This is a genomic window from Pseudomonas sp. Fl4BN1 (assembly GCF_009908285.1).
Taxonomy (GTDB): Bacteria; Pseudomonadota; Gammaproteobacteria; order Pseudomonadales; family Pseudomonadaceae; genus Aquipseudomonas.
This window is the reverse complement of record NZ_JAAARM010000001.1, coordinates 270,173-289,961: the sequence shown is the minus strand read 5'-3', so window position 1 is coordinate 289,961 and position 19,789 is coordinate 270,173. Positions and strand designations below refer to the sequence as shown.

At 61.6% G+C, this 19,789-nt stretch carries 14 protein-coding genes; 8 read left to right on the top strand and 6 right to left on the bottom strand.

Annotated features, from left to right (window positions below; genetic code table 11):
* Window positions 1–38: 38 nt before the first annotated feature.
* Window positions 39–2,489 carry a glycogen/starch/alpha-glucan phosphorylase gene (locus tag GV818_RS01310; protein WP_161754414.1) on the bottom strand — a complete coding sequence of 817 codons (2,451 nt, stop codon included), beginning with the start codon at window positions 2,487–2,489 and terminating at the stop codon, window positions 39–41.
* A 266-nt stretch (window positions 2,490–2,755) separates the two neighbouring features.
* Here GV818_RS01310 and GV818_RS01305 point away from each other — a divergent pair, with 266 nt between their 5' ends.
* Complete coding sequence (locus GV818_RS01305) at window positions 2,756–3,196, top strand: YkgJ family cysteine cluster protein (RefSeq protein ID WP_161754412.1); 441 nt, start codon at window positions 2,756–2,758, stop codon at window positions 3,194–3,196.
* Between the two features lie 222 nt (window positions 3,197–3,418).
* On the opposite strand, the gene typA is transcribed toward GV818_RS01305, so the two are convergent.
* Both typA and thiI read right to left on the bottom strand, forming a co-directional pair.
* Window positions 3,419–5,239, bottom strand: a complete 1,821-nt coding sequence (gene typA, locus GV818_RS01300) for a translational GTPase TypA (protein WP_161754410.1) — start codon at window positions 5,237–5,239, stop codon at window positions 3,419–3,421.
* Window positions 5,240–5,378: 139 nt separating this feature from the next.
* A complete protein-coding gene (gene thiI, locus GV818_RS01295; RefSeq protein WP_161754408.1) occupies window positions 5,379–6,833 on the bottom strand; it encodes a tRNA uracil 4-sulfurtransferase ThiI in 1,455 nt (484 codons plus the stop codon).
* A 330-nt stretch (window positions 6,834–7,163) separates the two neighbouring features.
* Here thiI and glnA point away from each other — a divergent pair, with 330 nt between their 5' ends.
* The 3 genes from glnA (at window position 7,164) to GV818_RS01280 (ending at window position 9,888) form a co-directional block, all read left to right on the top strand.
* Window positions 7,164–8,570, top strand: a complete 1,407-nt coding sequence (gene glnA, locus GV818_RS01290; RefSeq protein WP_161754406.1) for a glutamate--ammonia ligase — start codon at window positions 7,164–7,166, stop codon at window positions 8,568–8,570.
* Window positions 8,571–8,749: 179 nt separating this feature from the next.
* Complete coding sequence (locus GV818_RS01285) at window positions 8,750–9,304, top strand: chorismate mutase (RefSeq protein ID WP_161754404.1); 555 nt, start codon at window positions 8,750–8,752, stop codon at window positions 9,302–9,304.
* 77 nt (window positions 9,305–9,381) lie between these two features.
* Window positions 9,382–9,888, top strand: a complete 507-nt coding sequence (locus GV818_RS01280) for a DUF4124 domain-containing protein (protein ID WP_178124666.1) — start codon at window positions 9,382–9,384, stop codon at window positions 9,886–9,888.
* 13 nt (window positions 9,889–9,901) lie between these two features.
* On the opposite strand, the gene GV818_RS01275 is transcribed toward GV818_RS01280, so the two are convergent.
* The gene (locus GV818_RS01275) at window positions 9,902–11,089 is read right to left on the bottom strand and encodes a CaiB/BaiF CoA transferase family protein (RefSeq protein ID WP_161775666.1); all 1,188 of its coding nucleotides are present in this window, start codon (window positions 11,087–11,089) and stop codon (window positions 9,902–9,904) included.
* Window positions 11,090–11,124: 35 nt separating this feature from the next.
* Window positions 11,125–12,846: an acyl-CoA dehydrogenase family protein gene (locus GV818_RS01270; protein WP_161775665.1), complete on the bottom strand. Its 1,722-nt coding sequence runs from the start codon at window positions 12,844–12,846 to the stop codon at window positions 11,125–11,127.
* 111 nt (window positions 12,847–12,957) lie between these two features.
* Here GV818_RS01270 and GV818_RS01265 point away from each other — a divergent pair, with 111 nt between their 5' ends.
* The gene (locus GV818_RS01265; protein WP_161775664.1) at window positions 12,958–13,857 is read left to right on the top strand and encodes a LysR family transcriptional regulator; all 900 of its coding nucleotides are present in this window, start codon (window positions 12,958–12,960) and stop codon (window positions 13,855–13,857) included.
* A gap of 153 nt (window positions 13,858–14,010) precedes the next feature.
* On the top strand, window positions 14,011–15,438 hold the full coding sequence (locus tag GV818_RS01260; protein WP_256679395.1) for an MFS transporter: 1,428 nt from the start codon (window positions 14,011–14,013) through the stop codon (window positions 15,436–15,438).
* Between the two features lie 5 nt (window positions 15,439–15,443).
* Here GV818_RS01260 and GV818_RS01255 read toward each other — a convergent pair whose 3' ends face one another.
* Window positions 15,444–16,538, bottom strand: a complete 1,095-nt coding sequence (locus GV818_RS01255; protein ID WP_161754394.1) for a bifunctional transcriptional activator/DNA repair enzyme AdaA — start codon at window positions 16,536–16,538, stop codon at window positions 15,444–15,446.
* Between the two features lie 372 nt (window positions 16,539–16,910).
* Between GV818_RS01255 and glnL the strand changes: the two genes are divergently transcribed.
* Both glnL and ntrC read left to right on the top strand, forming a co-directional pair.
* Window positions 16,911–17,996: a nitrogen regulation protein NR(II) gene (gene glnL, locus GV818_RS01250; RefSeq protein WP_161754392.1), complete on the top strand. Its 1,086-nt coding sequence runs from the start codon at window positions 16,911–16,913 to the stop codon at window positions 17,994–17,996.
* Window positions 17,993–19,429 carry a nitrogen regulation protein NR(I) gene (gene ntrC, locus GV818_RS01245; protein ID WP_161754390.1) on the top strand — a complete coding sequence of 479 codons (1,437 nt, stop codon included), beginning with the start codon at window positions 17,993–17,995 and terminating at the stop codon, window positions 19,427–19,429. The genes glnL and ntrC overlap by 4 nt, the downstream gene beginning before the upstream one ends.
* Window positions 19,430–19,789 lie beyond the last annotated feature (360 nt).

Genomic DNA, 19,789 nt, shown 5'->3' with positions numbered 1-19,789 from the left:
TGGGCCCTGTAGACACTTCTAGAATTTTCTCAAAAGGCTCATTCCAGCGCCTTCCAGATCTCCGCTGCGTATTCACGAATGGTCCGGTCCGATGAGAACCAGCCCATCCGCGCGCTGTTGAGTACCGCCGAGCGCCACCATTCCTTGGAATCGTGCCAGCGCTCCTCGACCCGGGCCTGGGCGCTCCAGTAGGCATCGAAGTCGGCGCAGACCAGGAACCGGTCGTGGTCGATCAGCGAATCCACCAGCCCGGTGTAGCGCGACGGATCATCCGGCGAGAACACCCCGCCGCGGATCGCCTGCAACACATCGTTGAGCCGATGAGAAGCAGCAACATCCGCAACCGCGCTGAATTCACCATTGCGCTTGCGCGCCTCCACCTGCTGGGCGCTAAGGCCGAAGATGAACATGTGTTCGGCGCCGACCCGCTCACACATCTCGACGTTGGCGCCATCCAGGGTGCCGATGGTCAGCGCACCGTTGAGACCGAACTTCATGTTGCTGGTGCCCGAGGCTTCGAACCCGGCAGTGGAGATCTGCTCCGAAAGGTCGGCGGCGGGAATGATGCTTTCCGCCAGGCTGACGTTGTAGTTGGGCAGGAACACCACCTTGAGCAGCCCGCGTACCGTAGGATCGTTGTTCACCGTGCGGGCGATGTCGTTGGTCAGCTTGATGATCAGCTTGGCCTGGTGATAGCTGGCGGCGGCCTTGCCGGCGAAGATCTTCACCCGAGGCACCCAGTCGGTTTCCGGCTCGGCGCGAATCGCCTGGTACAGCGCCACGGTGTGCAGCAGGTTGAGCAACTGACGCTTGTACTCGTGGATGCGCTTGACCTGCACATCGAACATCGCCGCCGGGTTGACCGCAATCCCCAGGCGCTCATGGATGATCGCCGCCAGGGCGCGCTTGCTGTGCAAGCGCTGTTCGGCGAACTGTTTGCGAAATGCCGGTTTTTCGGCAAAAGGCTCAAGCCCCAGCAGCAGCTCTTCGGGGTTGTCCAACAGCTCGTGACCAAGCGCCTCGACCAGCATGCCTGTCAGTTGCGGGTTGGCCTGGTACAGCCAGCGGCGGAAGGTGATGCCGTTGGTCTTGTTGTTGATTCGCTCGGGATACAGCTTGTGCAGCTCGGAGAACACCGTGCTGCGCATCAACTGGGTGTGCAAGCCGGACACACCATTGACGCTGTGGGAGCCAAGGAATGCCAGGTTGCCCATGCGCACCCGGCGGCCATTGTCTTCCTCGATCAGCGACACCGCCCGCAGTACGTCGAAATCATGCATGCCCTTGGCCCGTAGCGCATCGATGTGCTGGGCATTGATCAGGTAGATGATCTGCATGTGCCGCGGCAGCATGCGCTCCATCAGGCCCACCGGCCAGGTTTCCAGGGCCTCGGGCAGCAGGGTGTGGTTGGTGTAGGACAGGGTTTCCACGGTGATCTGCCACGCCGCATCCCAGGCGATGCCGTGCAGGTCCACCAACTGGCGCATCAACTCGGCCACGGCAATCGAGGGGTGGGTGTCGTTGAGCTGGATCGCCGCGTGCTCGCCGAGGCTGAGCACCGAGTCGTGCATGTTCTTGTGGCGCCGCAGCAGGTCCTGCAACGACGCCGAGACGAAGAAGTACTCCTGGCGCAGGCGCAGTTCCTGGCCGGCCTCGGTGCTGTCGGCCGGGTACAACACCCGGGAAATGCTCTCGGCCCGGGCCACCTCCGCTACCGCCCCCAGGTGGTCACCGGCATTGAAACGCTCCAGGTGCAGGTCTTCCATGGCCCGCGCCCGCCACAGGCGCAGGGTATTGACGCTGGCCCCGCGCCAACCCACCACTGGGGTGTCATAGGCCACCGCCCGCACCGTTTCCACCGGCCACCAGACTTGCCGGGGATTACCCATCTCGTCGGTCACCGTGTCGACGCTGCCGCCAAAACCGATGGAGTAGATCACCTCCGGGCGCTCGAACTCCCAGGGGTTGCCGAAATCCAGCCAGTGCTCGGTCTGCTCCTGTTGCCAGCCGTCGACGATGGCCTGGCGGAACAAGCCGTGCTCATAACGGATGCCGTAGCCGTGGCCGGCGATGCCCAGGGTCGACATGCTTTCCATGAAGCACGCCGCCAGGCGTCCGAGGCCACCGTTGCCCAAGGCCGCATCGGGCTCCAGCAAACGAATGCGCTCCAGGTCCACCCCCAGGTCGGTTAGGGCTTCACGGGCCACCTCCAACAGCCCGAGATTGCTCAGGCTGTCGAACAACAGGCGGCCGATCAGGAACTCCAGGGACAGGTAGTACACCCGCTTCTGGCCCTTGCGGTAGATCTGCCGCGTGTGATCCATCCAGCGGTCGACCATATGGTCGCGCGCAGCCAGGGCAATAGCCTCGAACCAGTCGTGGTCGAAGGCGTGATCCGGGTCTTTGCCTACCGCGTAGGTGAGCTTGGTCAAGACGGCTTCGCGAAAAGCAGCCACCTCAGCGTCGCGAACAAGGGGTTCCTGAGTCATTGATACGACCTCTGACGAGATACACAGTGAGCATGGAGTGGACTGAGCCTAGTCGGTCTGACACGAGGCGAAGGCTCTGGTTCGGCGCTATTTCAAATGGCTCGGCTAAAACGGCAGCCTTCTGCGCCAGCAGGGAAAAAGATGCAGATGCCGTGCCGCCAGGCGTTGATCGACCTGACATGAAGAAAAATCCGACACAAAGTTGTTCAAAAATCCACCAGTCCCGGTATGATCGCGCGCCCTGGAACATGCCGGAAACAACCTTGATGAAGCCCACTCTGATCGCCGCCGCGGAAATCGACCGACTCGATACCTGGGCCAAGTACTCCGCACCCATGTGCGGTTCCTGCATGTCCAGCTGCTGCACCCTGCCGGTGGAAGTGAAGATCAAGGACCTGATCCGCATTGGCATCGTCGATGAGTTCGAACTGGGCGAGCCGGCGAAGAACATCGCCAAGCGCCTGCAGAAAGAAGGCATCGTCGAGCGCTACAACCAGAAGTCGGAAATCTTCACCCTGCAGCGCATGAGCAACAACGACTGCCTGTATCTGGATCGTAAAAGCCGCCTGTGCACCATTTATGACAAGCGCCCGGACACCTGCCGCAACCATCCGAAGATCGGCCCGCGTCCCGGCCATTGCGCCTACAAGCCCAAGCCACTGGAACGCCCGACCAACACCACCCGTCGGACCCTGGAACGCTTCTGATCCCCGACCTGCGCCTTTAGCCCGGTAGCGAGGCCGCGGCCGGCTGCACAGCAGCCGCTGTGCGGCCGTCCCGGCGAGATGTAGCGCGCCCTGTCGCTTCACGGCTGCTACGCAAGCTCGGCAAGGGCACTGACAGGCAGCCAACCGGGCTTTTTCGCAGAGCAAAAAAAACGCCCCCGGTCTTGCGACCGGGGGCGTTTTTATTCAGCCGGAACTAAAGACTCAGTTCTTGGCTTTCTTGGCAGCGCGGGTACGCTCGCTTTCGTCCAGGATCTTCTTGCGAAGACGGATGGACTTAGGAGTCACTTCACACAGCTCGTCGTCCTGGATGAATTCCAGAGCCTGTTCCAGGGTGAAGCGAACAGGTGGAACCAGGGCGATGGTTTCGTCTTTACCCGAAGCACGCATGTTGTCGAGCTTCTTGCCCTTGGTAGGGTTAACGCCCAGGTCGTTGTCACGGCTGTTCAGACCAACGATCTGACCGTTGTAGATCTCTTGACCGTGCTCAACGAACAGCTTGCCACGCGCCTGCAGGGTTTCCAGGGAGTAGGTCAGCGCCTTACCGGTTTCAACCGATACCAGAACACCGTTCTGACGGCCGGACATGTCGCCGGACTTCATCACGTCGTAACGGTCGAAGATCGAGGTCAGGATGCCAGCACCGTTGGTCAGGGTCAGGAACTGGTTACGGAAACCGATCAGACCGCGAGCAGGGATGTTGTATTCCAGACGTACACGGCCCTTGCCATCCGGCACCATGTTGGTCAGGTCGCCCTTACGCAGGCCCATCTCTTCCATCACCTTGCCCTGGGATTCTTCCGGCAGGTCGATGGTGACGTTTTCGAACGGTTCGTGCTTCACGCCGTCAACCAGACGGATGATCACTTCCGGACGGCCTACAGCCATTTCGAAGCCTTCGCGACGCATGGTTTCGATCAGTACCGAGAGGTGCAGCTCACCACGGCCGGAAACCTTGAACTTGTCAGCCGAGTCGCCTTCTTCAACGCGCAGTGCAACGTTGTACAGCAGCTCTTTGTCCAGACGTTCCTTGATGTTACGGGAAGTCACGAACTTGCCTTCTTTACCGCAGAATGGCGAGTCGTTGACCTGGAAGGTCATGGAAACGGTTGGCTCGTCAACGGTCAGCGGCTTCATCGCTTCGACCGTGTCCGGGTGGCACAGGGTGTCGGAGATGAACAGCGAGTCCATGCCGCTGATGCAAACGATGTCGCCTGCAGCAGCTTCTTCAACGTCAACGCGGTGCAGACCGTGGTGACCCATCAGCTTCAGGATACGACCGTTACGCTTCTTGCCAGTGGCGTCGATAGCCACGACTGGGGTGTTCGGCTTGACGCGACCACGAGCGATACGGCCAACGCCGATAACACCCAGGAAGCTGTTGTAGTCCAGTGCGGAGATCTGCATCTGGAACGGACCGTCACGGTCAACAGCCGGCGCGGGTACGTTGTCGACGATCGACTGGTACAGCGGGGTCATGTCTTCAGCCATGTCGGTGTGGTCCAGACCGGCAATACCGTTCAGGGCCGAGGCGTAGACGACTTTGAAGTCCAGCTGTTCTTCGGTAGCACCCAGGTTGTCGAACAGATCGAAGATCTGGTCCAGAACCCAGTCCGGACGCGCGCCTGGACGGTCAACCTTGTTGATCACCACGATTGGACGCAGGCCGGCTTCGAAAGCCTTCTTGGTCACGAAACGGGTTTGCGGCATAGGGCCGTCCTGGGCGTCGACCAGCAGCAGCACGGAGTCAACCATGGACATTACGCGCTCAACTTCACCACCGAAGTCGGCGTGGCCCGGGGTGTCCACGATGTTGATGTGGTAGCCGTTCCAGTTGATGGCGGTGTTTTTCGCCAGGATGGTAATACCGCGCTCTTTTTCCTGGTCGTTGGAGTCCATCACGCGCTCGTCGTTGAGCTCGTTGCGCTCCAGGGTGCCGGATTGACGCAGGAGTTTGTCTACCAGGGTGGTCTTACCATGGTCAACGTGGGCAATGATGGCGATGTTGCGTAGATTTTCGATCACTTGTGTATCTCGATCAGAGGATTCGGTGTGCTGACAAATGCTGGCAGCGATTAACAATAGATTCAGGCCTGGCCGTTACAGCTTGACGGCGGCGTCGGGGGGCCGGTGACGCAAGCCACAGGCAAACATCCCCGGGCACTTAGCTCGGTCTATAAACGCGCACATTGGCATGTCCCTCACTGAGCAGATGGTGAGCATGCAGGCGACTCATGACGCCTTTGTCGCAATACAGCAGGTACTGGCGCGTAGGGTCCAGTTCCTTGAAGCGGGCGTTCAATGCATAGAACGGCAGCGCTTTTACTTCGATGCCAGAAAGCTCCAGCGGGTCATCTTCCTGAGCATCCGGGTGACGGATGTCGATGACGATCTGACCGGCCAGCGCTTCACTGACTTCTTCAATCTGCACATCCTGGCCCAACTCGTCGATCACCCGATCGATCGGCACCAGTTTGGCCCGCTCGATCGCACGCTCGAGCACCGCCATATCGAATTCTTTCTCTTCATGCTCGACGCGATGGCGCTTGGCATGGGTCTTGGGGTTCACCGAGATGACCCCGCAGTACTCCGGCATGTGCTTGGCGAAGTCGGCGGTGCCGATCTCCACGGCCAGGTCGATGATGTCCTGCTTGTGGCTGGCGATCAGTGGACGCAACACCAGCTTCTCGGTCACGCAGTCGATTACCGACAGGTTCGGCAGGGTCTGGCTGGACACCTGGGAAATCGCCTCGCCGGTGACCAGCGCATCGATGTTCAGACGGTCGGCAATGCTCGACGCGGCACGCAACATCATACGCTTCAAAATGACGCCCATATGACTGTTGTCGACTTTGCCGAGGATTTCCCCCAGCACTTCCTCGAACGGCACGCTGACGAACAGCACCCGCTGGGAGCTGCCGTACTTCTTCCATATATAGTGCGCGACTTCCATCACGCCCAATTCATGGGCACGACCGCCCAGGTTGAAGAAGCAGAAATGCCCCATCAGGCCGCGGCGCATGATCTGGTAGGCCGCCACTGTAGAGTCGAAACCGCCGGACATCAGTACCAGGGTCTGTTCCAGGGCGCCCAGCGGATAGCCGCCGATGCCGTTGTGCTGGCTATGGATCACAAACAACCGTTGGTCGCGAATTTCCATCCGCACTTCAATTTCCGGCGTTTTCAGGGAAATTCCGGCGGCGCCGCACTGCCGACGCAGTTGGCTGCCGACGTATTTCTCCACGTCCATGGAGCTGAATTCATGCTTGCCGGCACGCTTGCAACGCACGGCAAAGACCTTCCCGGCCAGGGCGTCGCCGAAGTGCTGCTGACACTTGGCAACGATGTCGTCGAAGTCACCCAGGCGGTACTCATCGACCTGCAGGAAATGCGCGATGCCGGGCATGCAGCTCAGGCGCTCGGTCATGTCCTTGAGGGCCTTGGGCTCGCTGACGGCAGTTTCCAGCTCGAGGTTGTCCCACACACCATTGACCACCACAGCCGGGTCCAGATCGCGGAGCACGGCACGGATGTTTTTAGCCAGCTGACGGATGAAACGCGTCCGTACCGGGCGGCTCTTGATAGTGATTTCTGGGAAAACTTTAACGATTAGTTTCATGAAAACAGCGCGCGCTGGGCCAGCCGAAAAAGGGGGGCGCGGATTATAGCGGAAATTGCTCAAGGTTTGACCAGTTAATGTGCAGAAGGATTTCAATGCACCAAAACGGGTCATTTATCAGCAAAGACGCTACATTGCAGTGCGTCGCACGCCGGCATTTAGCCAAAACCGCCCGATAAAGCGTGATTTTGGGGCAGAAAACCCATCTCGGGGCACTGGCATGCAATTTGCTCCCTTGTGAGGCAGGTTGCCATGGCAGAGTATTCGCGCCGGCATCACCCACATTCTAAGGGCACTCCAACACCAGCCCGAAGCCACCCGGAGGACACTATGTCGAAGTCGGTTCAACTCATCAAAGATCATGACGTCAAATGGATTGATCTGCGCTTCACAGACACCAAGGGCACTCAACATCACGTGACCATGCCGGCCCGTGATGCCCTGGATGACGCCTTCTTCGAAGAAGGCAAGATGTTCGACGGTTCCTCCATCGCTGGCTGGAAAGGCATCGAAGCCTCCGACATGATCCTGATGCCGGACGACACCACCGCCGTACTCGACCCGTTCACCGAAGAGCCGACCCTGATCCTGGTCTGCGACGTGATCGAACCTTCGACCATGCAAGGCTACGACCGCGACCCGCGTGCGATCGCCAAGCGTGCCGAGGAGTACCTGAAGTCCACCGGTATCGGCGACACCGTATTCGTAGGCCCGGAGCCTGAGTTCTTCATCTTCGACCAGGTGAAGTTCAAGTCCGACATCTCCGGCTCGATGTTCAAGATCTTCTCCGACCAGGGTTCGTGGATGTCCGACCAGGACGTGGAAGGCGGCAACCATGGCCACCGTCCAGGTATCAAAGGCGGCTACTTCCCGGTTCCGCCGTTCGACCACGACCACGAAATCCGTACCTCCATGTGCAACGCCATGGAAGAAATGGGCCTGGTCATCGAAGTTCACCACCACGAAGTGGCGACTGCCGGCCAGAACGAGATCGGTGTGAAGTTCAACACCCTGGTCACCAAGGCTGACGAAGTTCAGACCCTGAAATACTGCGTACACAACGTTGCCGTGGCCTACGGCCGCACCGCGACCTTCATGCCCAAGCCTCTGTACGGCGACAACGGTTCGGGTATGCACGTTCACCTGTCCATCGCCAAAGATGGCAAGAACACCTTCGCTGGCGAAGGTTATGCCGGCCTGTCCGATACCGCCCTGTACTTCATCGGCGGCATCATCAAGCACGGTAAGGCCCTGAACGGCTTCACCAACCCGTCGACCAACTCCTACAAGCGTCTGGTCCCAGGTTTCGAAGCACCGGTAATGTTGGCCTACTCGGCGCGCAACCGCTCCGCTTCGATCCGGATTCCTTACGTGTCCAGCCCTCGCGCTCGCCGTATCGAAGCCCGCTTCCCGGATCCAGCAGCCAACCCGTACCTGGGCTTCGCTGCCCTGCTGATGGCTGGCCTGGACGGCATCCAGAACAAGATCCACCCTGGCGACGCAGCTGACAAAAACCTGTACGACCTGCCGCCTGAAGAGGCCAAAGAGATCCCACAAGTTTGCGGCAGCCTGAAAGAAGCCCTGGAAGAGCTGGACAAAGGTCGGGCGTTCCTGACCAAAGGCGGCGTTTTCAGCGACGACTTCATCGACGCTTACATCGCTCTGAAAAGCGAAGAAGAAATCAAGGTCCGGACCTTCGTACACCCACTGGAATACGAGCTGTACTACAGCTGCTGATCCGGTAGCGCCGGCGCAAGCCGCGTGATCAAAAGGCCTCCTTCGGGAGGCCTTTTTTTATGCCTGCAATAGCGCAGGAGGCTTTTGTGGCGAGAGCGCTTTCAGGGACGCAAGTTTGCACCGCCCAGGGCAGTTGCGTGCATCATGGGCGCCACTCTATTGAACAGCCGAGCTCGCCCATGACCTCACGCCTCACGCTATGCCTGACACTGACCTGCAGCCTGTTTGCCACAGCAGCCTGCGCCGCCGACGCCCCAGCCTCCCTGGCCCCGTTGCTGGGCAGCATTGGCGAACGTCTGGACATTGCCGATCAAGTAGCCCTGAGCAAATGGGACAGCCACAAAGCCGTGGAAGACCGCTCCAGGGAACAGCAGGTGATTGCCGGGGCCTCAGCCCAGGCCGCCGTCTATCACCTGAACCAGGAGGTGGTCGCGCCATTCTTCGCCGCCCAGATCGAAGCCAACAAGCTGGTGCAGTACGCCAGGCTTTCCGCCTGGCATCTGCAAGGCAAGGCGCCTGATACGCCACGGGCGGATCTGGTTGGGCAGATCCGCCCGCAACTCGATCAGTTACAAAAACGCCTGCTGCAGCAACTGGCCGATTTCAGCCCTCATCGCAGTGACGCTCAATGCCCGCAATGGCTGGCCCAGGCCAACAGGGCCAGCAGCAACGACCCACTGCGCCAACTGGCGATGGTCCGGGCCACGGCCGAGTTATGTGTGTTCAAAGGTTAACCACGGCCGGGCCAATCGGCCCTGCGCCCTATGCTGGAGCCTTTCAAGCAAAGGCCCCGGCGGCCAGGATCAAGGTCATGCGCGTCACCGTCTTTTGCCTGCTGTGGATAACGGCTCTGCCAGCCATTGCCGAGATCTACCAGTACACCGATGCCGCGGGCCATCGCGCCTACAGCGACCAGCCGCCAAAGACTGCGTACCAGTCAATCGAAACACCCGCACCCAATCGCATCCAGAGCCCTGTGCCACTCCCCCGGGAAACGCCGCGAGCGGCACCGCCCACGTCGGAGCAGCCCTACGCCCGGCTGGAGCTGAGCGGAGTGCCAGAGCACGGGGCCTTGCGGGCCAACAATGGCAGCTTCAGCGTGCAAGTGGAGTTGCAACCAGGCCTGCAGGCACCTCATCGCCTACGCCTGTTGCTGGACGACAAACCCTATGGCCGCGCCAGCCCGGGGCCAGGCCTGCAGCTGGTGAACCTCAACCGTGGCCAGCATCGCCTGGCTGTCCAGGTCCTCGATGGCGAACGGGTCTTGCAGCAGAGTCCGGACGTCACCTTCACCCTGCTGCGAACCCGTCGACCTTGACCCCACGCACGCCTCAACCGCGCACCACCCCGCTGGCCAATAGCTTGGCAATCGTCGGCGCATCCAGCCCGAGCCCCTCCAGTACTCCGCGGGTGTGCTGCCCCAATGTCGGCGGCGCACTGCGATAACTGGCCGGCGTCCGCGAGAGCTTCACTGGAGAACCAATGCCCCGATAGTCGCCGATCTCCACCAGCAACCCTCGATGACGGGTGTGGGGATGGGCCACCACCTGGTCAACGGTGGCGATCGAACCGCAAGGCACACCCAGGCCAATCAGTCGCGGCGCTAGCAACGCACCGTCGTGGGCGGCCAGATAATGCTCCAGAGCCTGCTTCAATGCCTGGCGATTGACCGAACGCTGGCCGTTGTCGGTAAAGCGTGGGTCTTCCAGCAACTCACTGGCCCCCAGTTCCTGACACAACCTGGCGAACTGTCGATCGTTGCCAACCGCAAGGAAGATCGGTTCGCCAGCAGTGCGATAGCTGTCGTATGGAGCAATGTTGGGATGGGCATTACCGGTGCGCTGTGGCGTTTTGCCAGAGGCAAAATAGTTCGGCAAATGCGGATGCAACAGCGATACGCCACAGTCGTACAAGGAGATATCCAGTGACTGCCCGAGGCCGCTGCGCTGACGCTCGTTGAGCGCCAGGAGGATCCCCGCCAGAGCATTCAGGCCAGTGACCATGTCGACAATTGGCAGACCGATCCGCAGCGGCCCGCCCTCGCCTTCGCCATTGACACTCATCAAGCCGGCCATGGCCTGGATCACCGCGTCATACCCGGGCAGGCCTCCCAGGGGACCGTCACCGCCAAAACCGGAAATCGCGCAGTGAATCAGTCCTGGAAAGCGCTGGCTCAGCACCTCGCTGTAGCCGATCCCCCAGCGCAGCAGAGTGCCGGGCTTGAAGTTCTCGACCAGCACATCGGCGTCTTCCAGCAATTGCATCAGCAACGCCAGCCCTTCGGGACGGGACAGGTCAACGGCAATCCCCTGCTTGTTGCGGTTGATACCCCGAAAATACGCAGCATCGACCCCTTCGAAAGGCGGCCCCCAGCCCCGGGTCTCGTCGCCACTCAACGGCTCCAGCTTGATCACCTGCGCACCATGGTCGGCCAGCGCCTGGGAACAGTAGGGACCGCCCAGCACACGGCTGAGGTCGATGACTTTCAGGCCTGTCAGGGCCCCTTGGGCAAGCGTCATGAATGTACTCCGGCAAATCGGAAAGGGCCGGCCATTCAGGCCGGCAGCAACTGCAGGGCCTCGGCTTGCGACAGCGGGCTTTCATTGGCCAGGCGCGCCAGCAGCCCGGCGTCGATGCTGGGCTCCAGGCCCAGGGGATCGCGCGGCAAGACCTTGTGCACCAGCACCAGATGCGCCAGGGCCAGGCGGCGATAATCCGGTGCCTGACGCGTGGCCTCCCAGGCCATGAAGATCGCACTGGCCAGGTGATAGAGCACACTGCCAGCCTGCCGCACCTGCTCATCCCGGCGTTGTTGCGCCACCGCATGAAAGCAGGTCACGGTGCGCAGCAAGGCCGAGTCGAACTGCCGGCGGCTGGCCTCGGGCAAATCGGCTTCGGCCAACAATCCGGCCAGATGGCCTTGCAAGGATTCCAGTGCCTGTTCACGGGTTACCGCTCGGGCAATGTCGAGGGCCACGATGTTGCTGGTGCCCTCCCAGATCGACCCCAAATGTGCATCGCGCACCAGCCGGGCATCGCTCCACTCCTCGATGTAGCCAACCCCGCCGCGCACTTCCATGGCATCGCCGGTGACCCGTCGGGCATCCCGGCAAGCGCGGAACTTGATCAGCGGCGTGAGAATTCGCACGCACTTGCGCGCCGCGTCGTCACCGCCATCGGCCCGGGGCAGCAAGCTGGCGATCTGCATGAACATCGAGCGCGCCTGTTCGGTGGGCAGCATCATCTTCAGCAACTGGCGCTGCATCAGCGGCATCTCTATCAGGTGCTTGCCGAAGGCCCGGCGCTGGCGCGCGATGAACAGCGCTTCATTAAGCCCGCGACGCATCAATCCCGCCGCCCGCACGCCGTTGGACAGCCGTGACATGTTGATCATGTCGGCCATCTGCTGGAAACCGCGGCCGACCTCACCGATCAAGTAGGCACTAGCGCCTTCCAGGGTAATCTCGCCGCTCGCCATGGAACGGCTGCCCAGCTTGTCCTTCAGGCGCTGGATCCGGTAGTGATTGCGCGAACCATCCGCCAGGATTTTCGGCAGCAGGAACAAACTGACCCCGGCCATGCCCTCTGGGGCGTCTTCCGGGCGCGCCAGGACCATGGCCAGGTCGGCATCCGGGTTGGAGCAGAACCACTTTTCCCCGAACAGGCGCCATTGGCCGCCCTCCAGCCGGGCTCGGGTTTCAGTGCGCGAGACATCGGAGCCAGCGGCCTGTTCAGTCATGAACATCGCCCCTTGGAACAGCTGCTCGAAATCCTGCGATTGCAACTGCGGCAGGTAGCGCTCCACCAGTTCCGGTGCGCCGAACTTGCGCAAAGTGCGAGTCAGGGAGTCGGTCATGCTGACCGGGCAGCACAGGCCGAATTCAGCCTGGACGAACAGATAGGTCAGGGCATATTTGATCAACGGCACAGGGCTGTCGGGGCGATGGCTCATGGCGGCCAGGCCCAGTTCGGCGTAGGCGACTCGTTCCAGGGCCACGTAGTCTGGATGCTTGGCGATGCTTTGCAGGTTCTCGCCACGGCGGGTGCGCGGTTGCAGAACCGGCGGGTTCTTGTCGGCGGACAGGGCCAGCACATCCAGTTCACCGCCAGCCCGAGCACCCAGGCGCTGCAAGGTGGGCAACCACTGCTGGTAGACCGTCGACGGCAGGTAGACCTTGAGCAACGCGGCCAGGCCAGCATCACATTCGAATAGGTTGATGCCCCGGCTATCAGGGATATTCAGGCTGTCTGCAGTGGGGCGAGGCTCGGCGATCATGGCGCATCTCCTGATTTTTGTAGGCCGAGACTAGAGCCGCCATTGATAAGTATCTAATACAAAATTCATCAACTACGATAAGAAAACAATATCGTAGAAGCCGAGCTCATCATGGACCTCAAACAGCTGCGCTACTTCGTCGCGGTCGCCGAAGAACTGCACTTCGGACGCGCCGCAGCCCGCCTGTGCATCTCGCAACCGGCGCTGAGTTTCGATATCAAGAAGCTGGAAGGGCAGCTGGATATCCAATTGCTCAATCGCAACAACAAGTCCGTGAGCCTGACCAACGCAGGCCAGGTGCTGCTGAACGAGGCGCGCTACCTGCTGCTGCGGGCCGACCAGGCTCGGCGCCTGACCCAGCGCTCGGCCGAGGGTTTTGCCGGGCGCCTGAGCGTGGGCTTCGTCAACTCGATCCTGCACCGCGGCCTGCCCCAGGCGGTCAAGGCCTTCGAACGCGATCACCCGGACACCGAGATCGTGCTGATGGAAATGAACAGCGCCGATCAGGCCCAGGCCCTGCAACGCGGCCAGATCGATATCGGCTTCGTCCACGGCGGCACCTTCGCCGCCGGTATCCACAGCGAACCGCTGCTGGCCGAACCCTTCCTCTGTTGCCTGCCCCTGAACCACCGACTGGCACAGCAGACGCGAATCGACCTGGTGCTGTTGGCCAACGATGATTTCATCCTGTTTCCGCGAGAGGTCTCACCGCACTACCACGACCTGATCATCGCCCGCTGCGTGGCCGCCGGCTTCAGCCCGCGCATCCGCCATGAGACCCGGCTCTGGCAAACGGTGGTGGCGATGGTGGTGCATGAGATGGGGGTGGCGCTGGTACCCCAGACCCTGGCCATGCTCGGCCAGGCTGGCGTGCGTTACTGCGAGATCGAAGGCAGCGGCGCCCCTTCCGAGATCCTGGCGATCCATCCGGCGGGCCAACCCTCAGCCGCTGCCAAGAGTTTCCTGGCGATGTTCAAGTCTTTGCTGCAACCCACAACCACGGGCAGTTGAGCCCTGCGCCGCGATACTAAATCACGTATCAAACCATAAGATTTAATCATTATATTTTTCGATTCCCGCCTGTATAGGCTCCAGCGGCCGGACCGTGCACGAAGCCATGCACCCGGCGCAGGCGCACATAACAATAACAAGCAGGAGTTGAACATGACCGCCGCCCAGGAAGCTGCCGCCCACCAGAAAGCCCGCAAGGCGGGCATCGCCTCGTTCATCGGCACCACCATCGAGTGGTATGACTTCTACGCCTACGGGATCGCCGCCGCCCTGGTGTTCGGCAAAGTGTTCTTCCCCGCCGACCTGCCTCCCGGCACCGCCACCCTGCTGTCCTTCCTGACCCTATGGGCCGGGTTCATCGCCCGCCCCATCGGCGGCATCATCTTCGGCCACATGGGCGACAAGATCGGCCGCAAGACCACCCTGGTAATCACCCTGATCATGATGGGCGTGGCCACCACCTGCATCGGCCTGCTGCCCAGCTACCTGCAGGTCGGCATCTGGGCGCCGATTGCCCTGGTGACGCTGCGGATCATCCAGGGCATCGCGGTGGGCGGCGAATGGGGCGGGGCGATCCTGATCGCCAGCGAAAGCGCGCCCAAGGGCAAGGGCATCCTGTATGCCGCCTTTGCCCAACAAGGCTCCCCGGCCGGCAACCTGCTGGCGACCCTGGTGTTCTTCGGCCTCAGCGCCCTGCCCACGCCGGACTTTCTGCTCTGGGGCTGGCGCATTCCCTTCCTGCTGTCGGCGCTGCTGGTGATTGTCGGCATGGTCATTCGCCTCAAGCTCGAAGAGTCTGATGACATGAAGCGCCTGATCGAGCAGAAGAAGACCGTCAAGCTGCCGATTCTCGAAGTGCTGCGCGATCACTGGCGGTTAGTGCTGCTGGGCGCCGGCGTGCTGCCGATCATCCACGTGACCTATTTCAAGAGCACCTTTGCCCTGTCCTGGGCCACCAAGGAACTGGGCTACTCCCAAGGCAGTTTCCTCAGTGTGATCGTCATCGCCCTGGTGGTGCAGTTCATCACCCAACCCCTCGGCGCGGTGCTGGTTTCGCGCATCGACATGCGCAAGGCGATGGTGCTGATGGTGGTGCCGGAGTTGCTGCTGATGCCGGCGATGTTCTTCGCCGTGGAGACCGGCAACTACTGGATCGCCGTGCTCGGCATGTGCCTGGCCACGGTGCCGCACTCGATGTTCTATGGCGCGGTGGGCGGCATCCTGGCCCGGGCCTTTCCGACCCGGGTGCGCTACAGCGGGCTGTCGATCTCCTATCAGTTGTGCTCGCTATTGGTAGGAGGCGCCACCCCGGTGCTGGCCCAGAGCATTCTCAACAGCACCGGCAGCATCGTCGGCGTGGCCATCGCCTCGGCCTGCTACACCCTGGTCTCGCTGGTGTGCATGCTGGCGCTGCTCAAGCGCATCGGCCACAACGCCGCCGAGCTGTCCACCGCAGAGCAGGCGGACGCCGACGAACTGGCTCGACAGGCGCAGGACCACACGCCCCTGCTACGTCCTGTGGATAACGACGCCAGCAGCCAGCAAACAGCCGCAGAAAGCGAGCTGCAACCCGCACGCTGAATCCCTCAGGCCACGGCCTGTTTCTCAAGCAGGGCCTGGAGCGTGCGCCGCTCATGCTCCAGCAGCCAGCGCTTGCGCCACAGGCCGCCGCCGTAGCCGGTCAGGGAGCCATCGGCGCCAATGACCCGATGGCAGGCAATGACGATGGAGATCTGGTTGGCACCATTGGCCCGGGCCACTGCACGCACCGCAGACGGCGAACCGATCTGGTTCGCCACCTCGGCATAGCTACAGGTGCTGCCCAGGGGAATGGCGCGCAAGGCTTGCCAGACCGTGCGGGTAAAGGGCGAGGCATTCATCGCCAACGGCGTGGCGAAGTGGACTGACTCACCAGCGAAATAGCTACGCAGTTCGACTTCAATCTGATCGATCGGGGCAAAACGCCCGAAGCCGATGGTCGAGCCGCTGTTCTTCTGCAGGTGCTGCAACTCACTCGCCAAGGCCGGCCGATCGAAGAACTCCAGCAGATGCAGGACCTGAGCGTCAGCCACCGCCAGCATCACGCCGATGGGGGTCTGCAGCCAATCCACCTTGAGTAGCTCGCGTCCCCGCAGGTTCGATGGCGGCTGACCCGCCAGACGACTGAATGCACGACGAAAACCGCTGTCGGAGTCAAAGCCGGCACTGATCTGCGCCTCGATCACCGACTCCCCTGAAGACAGCTGCTGCATGCCCTGGCCGATACGCCGCAGGCGGGCCATTTCCAGGAAGGTCACCCCGAAGTAACGCTTGAACGCGCGACGCACGGTGGACGGATCCAGCCCCAGGCGGATCAGGTCATCCTCGTACCAACGGCGTTCGGCGTTGTTCTCCAGCTGTTCAAGCAGGGTCTGCACCCAAGGCTCCTGGACCCCGGCCCGCTCCAGGGGACGGCAACGCAGGCAGGCCCGGAATCCCGCTTCGACACAGCCCTTGATCGAACTGAAAAACACGCTGTTCTCGCGCTTGGGTTTGCGCGCGGCACAGGTCAGGCGGCAAAACACGCCGGTGCTTTTCACTCCGACAAAGGCAAACCCCTCGTAGGCCGGATCACGGTCCAGAAGCGCCTGGTAAAGGGTGTCATCGTCTGGGAGCTGGAACAGCAGAGCGGGGTTTTCCATGGCCGTATCCTAAACCTTGAAGCATCAGGTTCGAGCACTCTAAACCTGCGCCTTGCCAACTGCCGCTGAAAAACGGGCGTTGATTCCGAGGCCTCGGTGCACTGGGCAAGCACCACTCAAGATCATGCACTATATTGGTGCAACAACTTGCACTCGCGGGTCATTGCCAGCCCATTTTGGTTCGAAAATACTCAACAGAGCTGGCAAAACGCCACGCAAGCGGGCTTCAAACGCCTGTTTCAGGGCTTGAGCGCTTCTTTTCGGAGCCTTGGTTTGGTTTTTGCATTTTCTCCACATCAGTGCTTAACCCGTGCGCGCAATCCGGGTTCAGTTCCGGTCTTGCCTTGCTTCAAAAGAGGTCAACATTTACCCATGACCATCAGCGATCCACTGCACCGTCTGCTTCTGGACAACCTGACCACTGCCACCATCCTGCTCAATGCCGACCTGCGCCTTGAGTACATGAACCCGGCGGCGGAAATGCTCCTGGCCATCAGCGGCCAGCGCAGCCATGGGCAATTCATCAGTGAGCTGTTCACCGAGTCGGCCGAAGCCCTGAGCTCCCTGCGCCAGGCCGTGGAACAGGCGCACCCCTTCACCAAGCGCGAGGCCATGCTCACCGCCCTGACCGGCCAGACCCTGACCGTCGACTATGCGGTGACGCCGATCCTCAGCAATGGCGACACCTTGTTGCTGCTGGAAGTCCACCCCCGGGACCGTTTGCTGCGGATCACCAAGGAAGAGGCCCAGCTGTCCAAGCAGGAGACCAGCAAGATGCTGGTGCGCGGCCTGGCCCATGAGATCAAGAACCCCCTGGGAGGCATTCGCGGCGCCGCTCAGTTATTGGCCCGAGAGCTGCCGGAAGAGAGCCTCAAGGACTACACCAACGTCATCATCGAAGAAGCCGACCGTCTGCGTAACCTGGTGGACCGCATGCTCGGCTCGAACAAGCTGCCGTCCCTGGCACTGACCAATATCCATGAGGTACTGGAGCGCGTCAGCAGCCTGGTGGAAGCCGAAAGCCAGGGTTGCATCACCCTGGTCCGGGACTACGACCCGAGCATTCCCGACGTGCTGATCGACCGCGAACAGATGATCCAGGCAGTGCTCAATATCGTGCGCAACGCCATGCAGGCCATCAGCAGCCAGAATGAACTGCGCCTGGGGCGCATCACCCTGCGCAGCCGCGCCATGCGCCAGTTCACCATCGGCCATGTGCGCCATCGCCTGGTGACCAAGATCGAGATCATCGACAACGGCCCGGGCATTCCCGCCGAGCTGCAGGACACGCTCTTCTTCCCCATGGTCAGCGGCCGTCCGGACGGTACCGGGCTGGGCCTGGCCATTACCCAGAACATCATCAGCCAGCACCAGGGCCTGATCGAATGTGACAGCCATCCCGGCCACACCACCTTCTCGATCTTTCTGCCTCTGGAACAAGGAGCCCCATCGACATGAGCCGTAGTGAAACCGTGTGGATCGTCGATGACGACCGTTCTATCCGTTGGGTCCTGGAAAAAGCCCTGCAACAGGAAGGGATGACCACCCAGAGCTTCGACAGTGCCGACGGGGTGATGAGCCGCCTGGCCCGCCAAGCGCCGGACGTGATCATTTCCGACATTCGCATGCCTGGCGCCAGCGGTCTCGACCTGCTGGCGCGGATTCGCGAACAGCATCCGCGCCTGCCGGTGATCATCATGACGGCGCACTCCGACCTGGACAGCGCTGTCGCCTCCTATCAGGGCGGGGCCTTCGAATACCTGCCCAAGCCCTTCGATGTCGACGAGGCGGTGTCGCTGGTCAAGCGCGCCAATCAGCACGCCCAGGAGCAACAAGGCCTGGAAGTGCCACCGACCCTGACCCGCACCCCGGAAATCATCGGTGAAGCACCGGCGATGCAGGAGGTGTTCCGGGCCATTGGGCGTCTCAGCCACTCCAACATCACCGTATTGATCAATGGCGAATCCGGCACCGGCAAAGAGCTGGTGGCCCACGCCCTGCACCGCCACAGCCCTCGGGCGGCCTCGCCGTTCATTGCCCTGAACATGGCGGCGATTCCCAAGGATCTGATGGAGTCCGAGCTGTTCGGCCATGAAAAAGGCGCATTCACCGGCGCAGCCAACCTGCGGCGTGGGCGCTTCGAGCAAGCCGACGGTGGCACCCTGTTCCTCGACGAGATCGGCGACATGCCGGCGGAAACCCAGACCCGCCTGTTGCGGGTACTGGCCGACGGCGAGTTCTACCGAGTCGGCGGCCACACCCCGGTCAAGGTCGACGTGCGCATCATCGCCGCGACCCACCAGAACCTGGAAACCCTGGTCCACGCTGGCAAGTTCCGCGAGGACCTGTTCCACCGCCTCAACGTGATCCGCATTCATATCCCGCGCCTGTCGGACCGTCGCGAAGACATCCCGACCCTGGCCCGACACTTCCTCAGCCGTGCGGCGCAGGAGCTGGCGGTGGAGCCCAAGCTGCTGAAGAGCGAAACCGAGGAGTACCTGAAAAACCTGCCGTGGCCGGGCAACGTGCGCCAGCTGGAGAACACCTGCCGCTGGATCACCGTGATGGCCTCCGGGCGCGAGGTGCATATCAGTGACCTGCCGCCGGAACTGCTGAGCCTGCCTCAGGACTCGGCGCCGGTGACCAACTGGGAACAGGCCCTGCGCCAATGGGCCGACCAGGCCCTGGCCCGTGGGCAATCGAGCCTGCTGGACAGTGCGGTGCCAAGCTTCGAGCGGATCATGATCGAGACCGCCCTCAAGCACACCGCCGGCCGTCGCCGTGACGCGGCGGTGCTGCTGGGTTGGGGACGCAATACCCTGACCCGCAAGATCAAGGAACTGGGGATGAAGGTCGACGGCGGCGACGAGGACGAAAGCGAGGAAGGCTGAGCCCTCCCCCCTGCGTAGGAGCTGGCTTGCCAGCGAAGAAGCCCTTGACCCTTGCAACGCGCTGACAGGCGCTTTCGCCGGCAAGCCGGCTCCTACAACAAGGTCAAGCGTGCACCAGGATGGGCTGCATGCACTGCCCGAAGGCACCGGTGCGGCAGTCCGGCTTCAGGTTTCACTTGCGAAAATCTCCGCTTCGAAAACGCAAAAGCCCCGGATTACGGGGCTTTCGGCTTTTTATTCAACCCATGAACGCCTCTGCGGCGAAAACTGGCACGCCACCTGCAATAACCCTGTCACTACCCAGTTTCGGGGACCTTGGTACAGGCAGGCCGGGGATTCCCCTCTTTAACACCGAGCTCG

Bases quoted from the DNA above. Each gene is read 5' to 3' on its own strand.
- GV818_RS01310 (WP_161754414.1), bottom strand. From the start codon at position 2,489: ATGACTCAGGAACCCCTTGTTCGCGACGCTGAGGTGGCTGCTTTTCGC.
- GV818_RS01305 (WP_161754412.1), top strand. From the start codon at position 2,756: ATGAAGCCCACTCTGATCGCCGCCGCGGAAATCGACCGACTCGATACC.
- thiI (WP_161754408.1), bottom strand. From the start codon at position 6,833: ATGAAACTAATCGTTAAAGTTTTCCCAGAAATCACTATCAAGAGCCGC.
- glnA (WP_161754406.1), top strand. From the start codon at position 7,164: ATGTCGAAGTCGGTTCAACTCATCAAAGATCATGACGTCAAATGGATT.
- GV818_RS01285 (WP_161754404.1), top strand. From the start codon at position 8,750: ATGACCTCACGCCTCACGCTATGCCTGACACTGACCTGCAGCCTGTTT.
- GV818_RS01280 (WP_178124666.1), top strand. From the start codon at position 9,382: ATGCGCGTCACCGTCTTTTGCCTGCTGTGGATAACGGCTCTGCCAGCC.
- GV818_RS01275 (WP_161775666.1), bottom strand. From the start codon at position 11,089: ATGACGCTTGCCCAAGGGGCCCTGACAGGCCTGAAAGTCATCGACCTC.
- GV818_RS01270 (WP_161775665.1), bottom strand. From the start codon at position 12,846: ATGATCGCCGAGCCTCGCCCCACTGCAGACAGCCTGAATATCCCTGAT.
- GV818_RS01265 (WP_161775664.1), top strand. From the start codon at position 12,958: ATGGACCTCAAACAGCTGCGCTACTTCGTCGCGGTCGCCGAAGAACTG.
- GV818_RS01260 (WP_256679395.1), top strand. From the start codon at position 14,011: ATGACCGCCGCCCAGGAAGCTGCCGCCCACCAGAAAGCCCGCAAGGCG.
- GV818_RS01255 (WP_161754394.1), bottom strand. From the start codon at position 16,538: ATGGAAAACCCCGCTCTGCTGTTCCAGCTCCCAGACGATGACACCCTT.
- glnL (WP_161754392.1), top strand. From the start codon at position 16,911: ATGACCATCAGCGATCCACTGCACCGTCTGCTTCTGGACAACCTGACC.
- ntrC (WP_161754390.1), top strand. From the start codon at position 17,993: ATGAGCCGTAGTGAAACCGTGTGGATCGTCGATGACGACCGTTCTATC.